This is a genomic window from Pedobacter gandavensis (genome assembly GCF_032677645.1).
In the GTDB taxonomy this organism is placed as follows: Bacteria; Bacteroidota; Bacteroidia; order Sphingobacteriales; family Sphingobacteriaceae; genus Pedobacter; species Pedobacter gandavensis_A.
The window spans coordinates 329,724-342,647 of record NZ_JAVTSB010000005.1 but is presented as its reverse complement, the minus strand read 5'-3'; the positions used below and the strand labels follow the sequence as shown (position 1 = coordinate 342,647).

The 12,924-nt window shown below is 40.9% G+C and carries 12 protein-coding genes; 7 read left to right on the top strand and 5 right to left on the bottom strand.

Annotated elements, in window-relative coordinates:
* The first annotated feature begins 40 nt into the window (after window positions 1-40).
* The 3 genes from R2Q66_RS10800 (at window position 41) to R2Q66_RS10790 (ending at window position 3,612) form a co-directional block, all read left to right on the top strand.
* Window positions 41-415: a hypothetical protein gene (locus R2Q66_RS10800; RefSeq protein WP_316748722.1), complete on the top strand. Its 375-nt coding sequence runs from the start codon at window positions 41-43 to the stop codon at window positions 413-415.
* A gap of 73 nt (window positions 416-488) precedes the next feature.
* A complete protein-coding gene (locus tag R2Q66_RS10795) occupies window positions 489-986 on the top strand; it encodes a hypothetical protein (protein WP_316748720.1) in 498 nt (165 codons plus the stop codon).
* A 124-nt stretch (window positions 987-1,110) separates the two neighbouring features.
* The gene (locus R2Q66_RS10790; protein ID WP_316748718.1) at window positions 1,111-3,612 is read left to right on the top strand and encodes a DUF4982 domain-containing protein; all 2,502 of its coding nucleotides are present in this window, start codon (window positions 1,111-1,113) and stop codon (window positions 3,610-3,612) included.
* 71 nt (window positions 3,613-3,683) lie between these two features.
* Here the strand turns inward: R2Q66_RS10790 and R2Q66_RS10785 are convergent, their stop codons facing one another.
* The 4 genes from R2Q66_RS10785 to R2Q66_RS10770 all read right to left on the bottom strand — a co-directional run bounded on the left by R2Q66_RS10785 (window position 3,684) and on the right by R2Q66_RS10770 (window position 7,175).
* Complete coding sequence (locus tag R2Q66_RS10785) at window positions 3,684-5,099, bottom strand: alanine/glycine:cation symporter family protein (RefSeq protein ID WP_316748716.1); 1,416 nt, start codon at window positions 5,097-5,099, stop codon at window positions 3,684-3,686.
* Between the two features lie 97 nt (window positions 5,100-5,196).
* The gene (locus tag R2Q66_RS10780) at window positions 5,197-5,517 is read right to left on the bottom strand and encodes a hypothetical protein (protein WP_316748714.1); all 321 of its coding nucleotides are present in this window, start codon (window positions 5,515-5,517) and stop codon (window positions 5,197-5,199) included.
* A 133-nt stretch (window positions 5,518-5,650) separates the two neighbouring features.
* Window positions 5,651-5,899, bottom strand: a complete 249-nt coding sequence (locus tag R2Q66_RS10775; protein ID WP_316748712.1) for a hypothetical protein — start codon at window positions 5,897-5,899, stop codon at window positions 5,651-5,653.
* Window positions 5,900-5,933: 34 nt separating this feature from the next.
* Window positions 5,934-7,175, bottom strand: a complete 1,242-nt coding sequence (locus tag R2Q66_RS10770) for a hypothetical protein (protein WP_316748710.1) — start codon at window positions 7,173-7,175, stop codon at window positions 5,934-5,936.
* A 173-nt stretch (window positions 7,176-7,348) separates the two neighbouring features.
* On the opposite strand from R2Q66_RS10770, the gene R2Q66_RS10765 reads away from it, so the two are divergent.
* Entirely contained in the window at window positions 7,349-7,741 is a 393-nt protein-coding gene (locus R2Q66_RS10765; protein ID WP_316748708.1) for an acyl-CoA thioesterase, read from the top strand.
* A gap of 109 nt (window positions 7,742-7,850) precedes the next feature.
* On the opposite strand, the gene R2Q66_RS10760 is transcribed toward R2Q66_RS10765, so the two are convergent.
* Window positions 7,851-8,759 carry a patatin family protein gene (locus tag R2Q66_RS10760; RefSeq protein ID WP_316748706.1) on the bottom strand — a complete coding sequence of 303 codons (909 nt, stop codon included), beginning with the start codon at window positions 8,757-8,759 and terminating at the stop codon, window positions 7,851-7,853.
* A gap of 514 nt (window positions 8,760-9,273) precedes the next feature.
* Between R2Q66_RS10760 and R2Q66_RS10755 the strand changes: the two genes are divergently transcribed.
* The 3 genes from R2Q66_RS10755 (at window position 9,274) to R2Q66_RS10745 (ending at window position 12,876) form a co-directional block, all read left to right on the top strand.
* Window positions 9,274-9,480: a hypothetical protein gene (locus R2Q66_RS10755; protein WP_316748703.1), complete on the top strand. Its 207-nt coding sequence runs from the start codon at window positions 9,274-9,276 to the stop codon at window positions 9,478-9,480.
* Between the two features lie 61 nt (window positions 9,481-9,541).
* Complete coding sequence (locus tag R2Q66_RS10750; RefSeq protein WP_316748701.1) at window positions 9,542-10,717, top strand: HlyD family secretion protein; 1,176 nt, start codon at window positions 9,542-9,544, stop codon at window positions 10,715-10,717.
* 2 nt (window positions 10,718-10,719) lie between these two features.
* Window positions 10,720-12,876: a peptidase domain-containing ABC transporter gene (locus tag R2Q66_RS10745; RefSeq protein WP_316748698.1), complete on the top strand. Its 2,157-nt coding sequence runs from the start codon at window positions 10,720-10,722 to the stop codon at window positions 12,874-12,876.
* Window positions 12,877-12,924: the final 48 nt, after the last annotated feature.

Here is a 12,924-nt window from a genome sequence, read left to right as displayed (position 1 = left end):
GGCTTTGTAACTGCTATGTTACAACAAAACACATTACGTTATGAAAAAAGCAATTAGAATTTTCAGTTTACTTTTAATCGCTACGACGATTATGATCGCCTGTAAGAAAGACAAAGATCCAGCTTCTACGGATTTATTTGTAGGAACGTATAAAGGTTCGGTTTCTTACACCAAAGACGGCAATACCATCACGAGTTCTGATGGGAAAGTTACAGTGAGTAAAGTAGGAGAGACCTACAATTTCTTTTTCGGTAATAACATTCCTGATATCACCGGTGTGAAATTTGAAAAATCCGGAGATAATAGTTATGTAAGTATTGGAAATGGATTAACCGGAATCAAGATTGATGAAAGTACTTTAAAAATGTTAGTGAGTAAGGATGGAGCAACCTGGACGGCAGACTGTACCAGATAAGCAATCCTTAAATATTGAAGCGAGGGCGTCCAATTCATTTTGGCGCCCTCGTTTTGTTTTTAAAGGAATTTGAATGCAATTACTTCAGATAATGGAATGGCCTCAGCTGAGTGATTTTGATCACATCGCTCAGGAGCAATATGACATCAAGTATTTACCTTCCAATTACCTGATAGACCCTGCTGGCGTAATCATTGGCAAAGATCTGAGAGGAGCATTGTTGGCGGCAGAATTGAAAAAATATTTAAGCAATAATTATTTTCAAAAAAACACTGTTTTACTCAACCAAGTGAATTTAATTCTCGTATATGCTGTTGATAGATCAGTTATTATGGATGTAAATTCTAATTGGGTTGCTGCGGATAAATATTTGCCACTTCCTATAGATAAAGGGGATGAATTTTCAAGGGTCGTCCTGGTCAAGGTTATGGATTTTGAAAGTCCAGTCAAAATATGCCATGGTTATGCAGATTTGGACCCTTCTTCTACGGAATGGTATTTAAAGGGTTCAGCGATGGATGATTATTACCAGGTAACACATTGGTGTTATTTAGGCCACCAGGATAGGTAGTCGCCGAGCTTCTTTATCTCTTTAAAGTATCAAAATTAAGGGTTTTAACATATATTTAGCCGGCAGTATTATGTACTACATAATGGCGTCTAAATGAAAACCGGTTAGAACGTTAAAATTTGATATGAGAAAGAATTATTTTAAAGCTGTTTTTTGGTCGTTAACCATGCTATATGGAACCACTATGGCACAAAGCAGGCCTGAATTATTGCTGGAAAAGAACTGGAAGTTTACCAGGGAAGATCAGGAAGGGTTTATGGATAGTAAGTATAATGACAGTAAATGGCAGCGGGTAACTGTTCCCCATGATTGGGCGATTTACGGGCCTTTTAGTGCCAATAATGACAAACAGCATGTGGCCATTGCACAAGATGGCCAGAAAGAAGCTTCTGAGCATGCTGGTCGTACCGGTGGCCTGCCATTTGTTGGCGTAGGCTGGTACCGGAATAAGTTTACACTGCCTGCTTTTACTGCAGGGAAAAAAGCAACGATCATCTTTGATGGAGCCATGAGTAATGCCACCGTTTACTTAAATGGTAAAAAGGTAGGTTACTGGCCTTATGGCTACAATACTTTTCATTTTGATATCACAGAATTTTTAGAGCCGGGCAAGGAAAACACTTTAGCGGTAAGGCTGGAGAATTTTCCGGAATCTTCCAGATGGTATCCTGGTGCCGGATTATACCGGAATGTTCATGTATTGGTAACGGAAGCAGCGCACATTCCTGTCTGGGGAACGCAGTTGACAACCCCTGTGATCAATGCGGGATTTGCAAAGGTACAGCTGAAGACAAAGTTGGCTGGAGCAGGTAAAACCGAGGCTACGCAGTTTCAGTTGTCTACCGAAATTAAGGATGCGCAAGGTAAGGTGGTAGCGGTTTCTAAAACGCCTTTAAGCAAATACGATAACGATACTTTTAACCAGGAGCTGGTGGTGTTAAATCCTGAATTGTGGGACACAGAAAATCCGGTTTTATATACTGCGGTTTCTAAGTTGTACGAAGGAAATGAGCTTCGTGACGAATACAGCACTACTTTTGGGATCCGCTCGATAGAGATTATCCCTGATAAAGGTTTCTTCCTGAATGGTAAAAGAACGCAGTTTAAAGGGGTTTGTTTACACCATGACCTTGGTCCCCTGGGCGCGGCTGTAAATGATGCCGCCATCAGAAGGCAGATTCGCATCATGAAAGATATGGGCGTAAATGCCATCCGGACTTCCCATAATATGCCGGCACCAGAGTTTGTGAAGGCTTGTGATGAAATGGGAATGATGCTCATGGCGGAAACTTTTGATGAATGGAAAGAGCCGAAACAAAAGAATGGTTATAATAAGTTTTTCGACCAATGGGCAGAGAAGGATATGGTAAACCTGATCCATCATTACCGGAATAATCCGAGTGTGGTGATGTGGTGTATTGGAAATGAGGTTCCGGAACAGGGCATGGTTGGCGGTCCTAAAATCGCAAAGTTCCTCCAGGACATCTGTTTCCGCGAAGATCCTACGCGTTTTGTAACGCAGGGAATGGATCAACCGGGATCGGTTATCAATAATAATTTTGCCGCGACGATGCAGGTGGCTGGTTTTAATTACCGCCCTTTTGCCTATCCGGAGGCCTATAAAAAATTGCCACAACAACTGATTCTGGGTACGGAAACGGCTTCTACCATTAGTTCAAGAGGTGTTTATAAATTCCCGGTGGTCAGAAAGGCAATGCCGATCTATGAGGATTTGCAGGTTTCATCTTATGATGTAGAGCATTGTAGCTGGTCTGATTTGCCGGAAGATAACTTTATTCAGCATGATGACCTGCCTTATGCAATAGGTGAGTTTGTGTGGACCGGTTTTGATTACCTGGGTGAGCCAACGCCATATTATACGAATTGGCCAAGCCATAGTTCTTTATTCGGAATTGTAGACCTTGCCGGAATCCCGAAAGACCGTTATTATCTATATAGAAGTCACTGGAATACGACCGAAAACACGCTTCATATTCTACCAGGCTGGAATTTCAAAGATCGGGTGGGTCAGACGACTCCAGTTTTTGTGTACACCAATTACCCAACTGCTGAGTTGTTTATCAATGGAAAGAGCCAGGGAAGAAAAACAAAAGACACCACCTTTACCGTGTATAATACCGGTGATAAGAAGTCTTTAGCAGCTTTCGACCGTCAGAAAAGATACCGCCTGATGTGGATGGATACGAAGTATGAGCCGGGAACGGTTAAGGTGATTGCTTATGATGCGAAAGGAAATGCAGTGGAGGAAAAAGAAATTCATACTGCCGGTAAACCTCACCATTTGGAGCTGAAAGCAGATCGTACGCAGTTAAGTGCTAATGGTAAGGATCTTTCCTTTGTGTTGGTTAGCGTAGTGGATAAGGATGGAAATCTATGTTCAGAAGAGAGCAGAGAGATCAGTTTTAAAGCCAGTGGTGCAGGGAAATTCCATGCGGTAGCCAATGGCAACAGTGCGAGTCTGGAATCTTTTCAGACGCCCAAAATGAAAGCTTTTAGCGGTCAGTTGACAGCGATTGTAAAGTCTGACGAGAAGGAAGGGACGATTTATTTTGAGGCAAGTGCAAAGGGCTTGAAATCTACTGTACTGAAAATTGAAGTGAAATAACGGGTTGACTGAAATACGAAAGGGGATTGGTGATTTTAAATCGCCAATCCCCTTTTTACTGAATTTCTATATTACCATTCGGTTGTGTTTTTTATACCCAATGCTTTCGCATCAAAGACCGGATCTTTACCCGCTTTTCTTTGCTCCTGGTAATCCTTAAAGGCTTTTAGTGCCGGTTTTCTAAGTAATATAATGGCCACAATATTCAGCCAGGCCATCACGCCCACACCAATATCACCTAATGTCCATGCCGCTTCAGCCGTTTTGATGGATCCATAAAACGTAGCCGCGAGAATCAGGATGCGTAAAGTCCATAATGCCCATTTTTGACCTTTTTTATCCAGGTAGCTGAGATTTGTTTCTGCAATATAATAATATGCCATAATCGTAGTGAAGGCAAAAAACAGGAGAGATACCGCAACGAAACCGCTGCCTAAAGAAGGGAAATGGGAGTTTACTGCGTATTGGGTGTATTCTGCACCGATTTTTGCACCTGGTAAGTTCTCTACAATAAAGCCACCCTCCGGATTAATCACATTGTATTGGCCGGTAAACAGGATCATAAAAGCAGTCGCTGTACACACAAACAAAGTATCTACATACACAGAAAAAGCCTGTACCAGACCTTGTTTTACCGGGTGACTTACCTCTGCTGCCGCGGCAGCATGTGGTGCAGTTCCCTGACCAGCTTCATTGGAATAGATTCCTCTTTTTACACCCCAGGCGATAGCCATACCGAATACTCCGGCAAAGGCTGGCTCCAGTTTGAAGGCCGATTTTACGATCAGCATAATCATGGATGGAATTTCCTGAATGTGCATCAGCATAATCACGATGGCCATTAGGATATAAGCACCAGCCATAAAAGGGACAACGATTTCTGCCACTCTTCCGATGCGTTTCACACCGCCAAAGATGATTAATGCCAATAAAATAGCGACTCCCGCACCTGTATAGGCAACAGGGATCTGAAAAGCGTTGTGCATACTCAAGGCAATGCTATTACTTTGAACGCCAGGTAAAAAAAGCGCGGTGCTCATGATGGTGGCGATGGCAAATACTACCGCATACCATTTTATGCCTAGTCCTTTTTCTATATAGAAGGCCGGGCCTCCACGATATTGTCCATTGTTAACCTGTTTGTAAATCTGTCCCAGAGTAGCTTCGATAAAAGCCGATGCACTGCCTAGAAAGGCGATCAGCCACATCCAGAAGATCGCTCCCGGACCGCCCATGGCAATTGCTGTGGCTACTCCTGCAATATTTCCAGTACCAATACGCCCTGAAATGGCAATGGCAAATGCCTGAAATGAACTCACGCCTTTAGCAGAACTTTGTCCCCCAAATAGTAATCCAATCATCTCTTTGATGTATCGGAGTTGTACGAATCTGGTAACAATCGAAAAATATATTCCGGTGCCCATACAAAGTAAAATGAGCGCATTGCTCCAAACGAGGTCGTTTATCCTGGTAATGATTTCTTCCATAAGCCCGTAAAATAGGGGATTTTTTTAAAAAGAAGCCGATAAAAGTTCAATAATCACTATCAGGGTTTTTTGTTTCTCATTTTGAGGTATGGTATCTCTAATGTTCGTTAAAACGTTTCTCGCATTTTTTGATGAACTTATTCCCTAACTTCTGAAGGATCAATTTCAAGCTCAGGTGTTGTCCGGTAGAAGAACAAAAATAGTAATAAGCCAGGGTGGCATCATCTAATTCATATCTATGATTTGAAGGTAAGGGCTGATCATAATAGTTGACAAATAAATCTGTAAAAGAATCTTCTAATTTGTTTTCGGGATTTAAAGTGACGTAACCTCTGGAATCTCTGTAATTCATAGCGGCATGAAATTCAGTGATGAATTGAGCGTATTTATGCGAAAAATCAAAATTTGTCTGGTTCATATTTCTAAGGTTTAAATCTTCGTTGTCACCCTAACTTGCTGATTTATTGTGTTGTTTTGTCAAGGGTTTACCATACAATATAATGAGATTATTTTATTGTGCCTAATTTTTTTATTTGCTGTGATCTCTCTTTTTAATTTAAGGTAAAGATGAAATCGAACTCCGCAGAGTTCCCTACATAAAATTTAAGGGTGCCTTTCGGTGATTTCATTAGTGGAGCAAAGGGGCCTATTAAGTCCGAAAATTGCATTTGGAGCACATCCATGTCTGTTTCTTCAGGTACACGAATTAACAGATCGCCACCACTTGACCTGATCTTCCAGCCTTTAAATGTTTTCTCTTTTTGAAGGAGTGCTTTCCACTCTAGTTGGTATTTGCTCATGGTTGTGTGTTTTAGGGTAACAAGCGCCTGTATATTACTCAATAATCCACTGGAATTCTTTAGTCACCAGTGGGAATTTTTCCCGGGTTAATTCAATACTTACCGATTCTGTGTACAGTTTGCCGTTTAAAATTAACCGGTCTTCACTGGGTTTTGTGTACGAGAAGTTGTGTTTCGATTCTTCTCTTTCAAAAACGATCTCTATTTTTTTATTTAAGGTATCAATTTTAATCTTAGCAGGCTCATATTCGTCATTTAAATATCTGATGCCACTATCATTGTCGCCTCCGATGAGTAAGAATTTCCAGTTCTTCTCTGTAGGCCGGGCATCCTTTGGTTTAGAGAAAGAACTGATCCGGTAGGCCCCGTAAAGTGGCGTCTTTTTTGGATTATTTGAATAGTACTTGTCCCTTTCCTGTGCTTGTAAGGCCAGACCTATAACTGACATGAGAATGAATAGATATTTGACGGTATACTTAGTATAATACAACCATTTTTTCTTGATCTCCGGAGCATCTAACATTTTCAAAGCAGCAGCTTTTCCCTTGAGGAAAAAGTCGGTCAGGGTACCAAAGTTTGGCGCCAGTAAAAATAGACAAAATAAGAACAGTGCCGTAGAAACGATTTTTACGGGTACACCATATAGATAATTAACCATCATGATGTTGGCGGCAGTCATGAGTGTTAAAAAAGCACCAATGGTTGTGGTTCTTCTGAAGAAGAGTAAGACTGCCAGGACTTCAGCAAAGCCTACAAAGATATTGTACCCATTAGAATAGCCAAAAAATCCCCAGGCTAGACCCATTGGGCGGTTTGCTCCGTAATTCTGTGTCAATAGCAGAAGATCGGGGTAAGGAAACTGCGTTTTCGTGAACTTAACCAATCCATAATTGAGGAGCATAATGCCTACATAAAAACGAAGAGCCACCGTTAACCAGTAGTAAAGCTGGTTGTAGTTTTTTGATTTCTGGTCTGCGATAGACCAGATGAACGTTCCGATTAAAGAAAACAGGGTAATGATCAATAAAGAAACGTAAGCAAAGGTGGTGTCACCACTTCCGCTAAAATGAAAAGTAGCCTCATGAGCCGTATTTAAATACTGTTTTGCGAACCAGGGCACGAATTCTTTGAATAGTTCCATGGGATATTGGAACAACCGGATTAGTAATGGAGTAACTCCATTATTGAAGAAAATGATAAAGAGGAGAAACAAAAGAAAGATAAATCTGAAACCTGTTTTCTGTACTAAGGTCCATTGATTTTGTTGATCCGTCATGTTGTTCATGCATTTGAAAGGCTAATTGTTTGGTTATAATTAGTTTGGTTGTCAGGTGGTAACCCGGTTAATCGTTCCATTGCAATATCGTAAAAGACCTGATAAGTCAGTAGATTTTATTTCATTTCAGAAAACGCGGTTGAATTTGGATAAGATCACGATCTTTGACAGCTATGAAAGATTATATTTTTGAAATTCAGCTGAAAGTAAGGGACTATGAATGCGATATCCAGGGTGTAGTAAATAACGCCGTGTATCAATCTTATTTAGAACATGCCAGACATGAATACCTATTGTCTAAAGAAAAGGGCTTTAAAGAACTCACTGCGCAGGGCATACTATTAATGGTATCCCGGATTGAGATGGATTTTAAAAGATCTCTCAGCAGTACTGACGTGTTTTCTGTGCAGCTTAGAACGGAACGTCAGGGCGTAAAACTGGTATTTTTCCAGGATATTGTCCGTGTTTCGGATCAGGCTTTATGCCTTAAAGCAAAAGTGGATGTGATTGCGAAAATTGATGATAAACTGAGCAGAGGGGAGATTTTTGATACCCTTGGTATTTAATTAGCATTTATACTCCAAACGAAGAATGCAATTCGTTTGCTGGAACTTTTTGGTTACCCTGCAATAATAATCAGTTCCGCTAATCAATACCTGGAATCCAGAATGAAAGCTAATTGATCTCCACCACTTTGGGGTTTTGCATATTATCCTGTCCGCATTTAAAGCCTAAATCCCACCATTGTTTCATTTGTTCCGGGTCAAAGATCAAGGAGTTTGAGGTGAGTGCATCCAGTGGATGGTAAAAATTGAGCTTTACCTTTTTATTTAAGCCTTCCAGCTTCCCGATGGTCAGGTCGTCCAGGCCGATCTGGTTCAGCATGAATCCAAAAATCCGGTACGTTAAATCGAGGGCATTATGGATTGCAGGGGTTTGAATCAGACTTCTGTCTGATTTTAATACAATCACATCGATATCTGTGGCGCCTCTTTGTATAGCTTCGTAAATGGGGATCAGGTCACCCATTCCACCATCGGCATAATCATCGCCGTTTTTTGTCACCAGACTCATAAAGGGAACCAGAGAGGTGGAGGCCCAGATCCAGTCGCAATAATCCTCGTAGCTATAGTCTTTTGCCAGTTTATATTCTACGGTCATTTTACTCAGATTAGAAACGGTAACGATTACTTCCCGGCCAGAGTTTTGTATCCTTTCGTAATCAGCAGGGCTGATGGTTTTCCGGATCAGGTTACGTAGATTCTTGCTTTCTCCAAAGGTCATCCGTTTTTTGAAGAACATCTTTAATATCCCCAGATGGTTGATGCTGGTTCTGAAGAGGCCATTTTCTTTTTTAATAATAAAGGGATCTATGTTGAAGATTTGTTCCTGGGTAACGGCAGTAAATACTGCTTTTAACCGGGGTATTTCCCCGATAGAAAGTAGAGGTACAAGGAGACTTCCGGTAGAGCTGCCTATAAATATTTTGTAATCGCGTTTACATACGTTAATCAAATATTCGGCAAGGCCACCTGCAAATGCGCCTTTACTGCCACCCCCGGAAATGACTAATGCTCTAACCATAGTTTTTTGATGATTAAATTAATGATTTTTTTCTGATCTGCTGGATAATTGCTGTGCTTGCGCGGTTCTTTACTATGGATTTCTTTTTTGCAGCGACTCCAATTGTTGACTATAAAAATACAAAAATTGTTGATTAGTTAACTTTTTGATCATAATCAGGTGGTAGTAGGGGGTGTTGGGCTTGTTCATTTTATTAAATAATTAGTAACTGCCTGGTAATTGGGGTTTTTACTCGCTTTTTGTTTAAGATTTGTGGCTTTTTCTTATGAATAAAATGAATAGACTGAACAATCCTCTGAAAAACTTCATTATTTCGATCTTAAATCCCATTTAATTGGCAAATGGCGCTAGTTTTTGGCTTTATTTCCTCTGAACAGCACGATTTCTTCCATTTAAGCCTTTGATTTCTTTCTCGATTCTATGATTATATTCGGCCAGTGTTTGGCCAAACCTGCATAGGCGTACCCCGAAAAGCCTTGAAAAGAGTAAGGAATTTAAATCAATAATCCCTATTATGAAAAATTTAGAATTAAAGAACCTTGGTGTTCAAGAAATGAACACAGAAGAAATGACAAAAGTTGAAGGTGGTGGTTTAGTAGGTGGTATTTTAGACGGTCTTTTGACTTCTATTGCTGGTACTTTAAACACATTAGGTACTGACACTTCTGCATTCCTTAGCAAAACATTAACTAATGTTTTGAAATTTGTTTGGAGCCTGTAATAAAGTTATTTACAACTGTTATCCTGATCCAGGGTAGCAGTTGTAATACTATTTAAATTATATGGCTATTTCTACTTATTCTTCCGATACAATATCCAGTACCTCTATTGTTTACCGTTCACAGATTAGCAAATCTTCCCAAATCATTTACCAGGTAACGGTTCTGGTGATCCTCCTGACTTTCGCTGCATTGCCATTTATAAAAACACCAATCACCGTGAAGGGCGCTGGTATGTTACAATCTGCGCTTGAAAAGACAGAGTTGAGTATTCCCATTAACGGGCGACTCATTAAGTACCATCTTTCTGATAATAAAAAAGTGGAGCGGGGTGATGTTCTTTTAGTGATTGATGCCGGCTTACCGAGTCAGCAGAGCGCGTTGGTACAAACGCGGGAGGGACAATTACGTCAGTTTCTGGCCGACATTTCCAGGTTACTGGCCTTTAATACCCTGGAGAAATCCAATTCACCAAACCTGCAAACAGGGCAGTACAATGCTTCCTGGCAACAATTTGTGCAGGAGTTGGAAAATGCCGGGATTGCAAAGCGACAATCGGCAAATACCTATTCACGCTATGATAAGCTCTATAAAAATAAGGCCGTCACAGACGCTGAACACGATAAATATAAATATGAACTTGAGCAAACCGAATCAGCATATCTGATGGTCCGGACAAAATATAAAACCCAATGGCAGACAGAGGCCAATGAATATCGTAATGAGTTGCGCCAACTTTCCGGTCAGCAGGCAGAGCTAAGCGAACAGAAAAAACAATATGTTTTAAGAGCTCCGGTAAGTGGTTCTGTGCAGAACCTTTTAGGGATGCAGAATGGTGCTTATGTTTTCGCCAATCAGAAGATTGCGGAGATTTCTCCGGATGCGAGTCTGACAGCCTTCTGCTACATTAAACCTGCAGATATTGGCTTAATCAAAAAAGGACAGGAAGTGCGCTTCCAGGTTGATGCCTATAATTATAACCAATGGGGATCGGCTTCTGGAAAGGTCATCGATATTTCTGATGACATCATCATTCTCAACGGAAATCAACCCGTGTTTAAAGTGAAATGTAGTTTATCCCAGGATCATCTTCAATTGAAGAACGGTTATAAAGGATACTTGAAAAAAGGGATGAATTTTACTGCCCGTTTTACCGTCACCAGTCGGAGTTTGTATCAGTTATTATACGATAAAGTAGATGACTGGGTAAATCCTAATGTAAGCGGAAAGACAATTTAATTATGAGCATCAAAGTAAAACAACGGGATATTACGGATTGCGGAGCCGCTTGTCTGGCTTCCATTGCCTCACATTATAAATTAGATCTGCCAGTTGCCAGAATCAGGCAATTTGCCGGTACAGATAAAAAAGGAACGAACGTTCTGGGAATGGTTGAAGCCGCCCAAAAGTTAGGCTTCGAAGCAAAAGGTGTAAAGGGGCCGTTCGACAGTCTTTTTAAGATCCCAAAACCTGCAGTTGCGCATTTGATTGTCAAGGATATCCTTCAGCATTATGTGGTGATCTATAAGGTGACCAGTAAGTATATCGAAGTCATGGATCCTATTGACGGACAAATGCAGCGCAGAACCCATGAGGAGTTTAAAAAAGAATGGACGGGTGCCCTGGTACTGCTGCTACCTGCGGAAGACTTTCAGACAGGCAATGAAAAGGCCTCCATCTCCGGTCGTTTCTGGAGCCTGGTTAAGCCCCATAAAGGGATTTTAGTGCAGGCTTTGTTTGGTGCCATTGTATATACCATATTGGGCCTTTCAACTTCAGTTTTTGTCCAGAAACTGGTGGATTTTGTTCTGGTGGATGGAAATCGCAACCTGCTGAACCTGATGAGTATTGGCATGGTGATCATTCTTGCGATTCAACTCTTTATCGGAACGGCAAAAACGATCTTCACCCTAAAAACAGGGCAGATGATCGATGCGCAATTGATATTAGGCTATTACAAGCATTTATTAAGATTGCCGCAACAGTTTTTCGATACCATGCGTGTCGGAGAAATCATTTCCAGAATCAATGATGCGGTAAAAATCCGTGCCTTTCTGAATGATGTCAGCATTAACTTTCTGGTCAATATTTTCATTGTAGTGTTCTCATTTATCATGATGTTTACCTACTACTGGAAATTGGCTTTATTGATGCTTGCAGTTATTCCATTGTATCTTTTGATCTATTTTATAACGGATAAGCTGAATAAGAAAGCGCAAAGAACATTGATGGAAGATTCCGCAGACCTGGAATCTCAGTTGGTGGAAAGTCTGAACGCTATAGGCACAATTAAACGCTTCGGACTGGAATCTTTTGCTAATGAAAAAACGGAAGTTCGCTTTATAAAACTGCTTAAAGACAGTTTCAAGTCGAACATGAACTCCGTGTTTTCCGGAACTTCTTCTGAACTGACTTCCCGTTTGCTCACCATTATACTGTTATGGGTAGGTGCCGGTTATGTGATCGATAGTAAAATTACGCCTGGAGAACTCTTATCATTTTATACCTTAATCGGCTATTTTACCGGCCCTGTTTCCTCCCTGATCGGGATGAATAAAACCGTTCAGGATGCCGTTATTGCGGCCGATAGGTTGTTCGAAATCATGGATCTGGAAAGAGAAAATGATGAGCATCAGATTGAACTCAGCCCGGATAAAATAGGAGACATCAATTTCGAGAATGTTTCTTTCCGTTACGGAACCAGAGTTGCTGTTTTTGAAGATTTAAACCTAACCATTCCACAAGGTAAATTCACGGCAATTGTTGGCGAAAGTGGCTCCGGAAAATCAACCTTAATGTCGATCCTTCAGAACATTTACCCCATTCAAAACGGTAATGTCAGCATTGGTAAGTACGACTTGAAATACATCAGTAATTCTTCACTACGTCGCCTGGTATCGGTGGTGCCGCAACAAATAGACCTGTTTGCAGGGAATGTAATCGAAAATATCGCCATTGGCGAGGATGAACCTGATATGCAGAAAATCATTGATATCGCTACACAGCTTGGCCTGATTGGTTTTATCGAGTCTCTGCCTAAAGGATTTCAAACTTACCTGGGGGAGAACGGAACCAGCCTTTCCGGCGGACAAAGACAACGCATTGCCATTGCCAGAGCGCTATACCGCGAACCCGAAATTCTAATCCTTGATGAGGCGACTTCTTCTTTGGATTCGGCATCTGAAAAGTATGTACAGAAAATGATTGATATCCTGAAAGAAAAAGATAAAACAGTGATCGTGATTGCTCACCGTTTAAGCACTTTAATTCATGCCGATAAAATCATTGTATTGGATAAAGGCAAGGTAGTAGAGGAAGGTGATCACAGGGAATTGAGACATGATCCAAATTCTGCTTACGCGAACTTATGGAAGCTGCAAATGCCGGAAGAAGTTTAAGCTCTAAATTTATCTATAACAAAACAGGCTGCATCATTGATGCAGCCT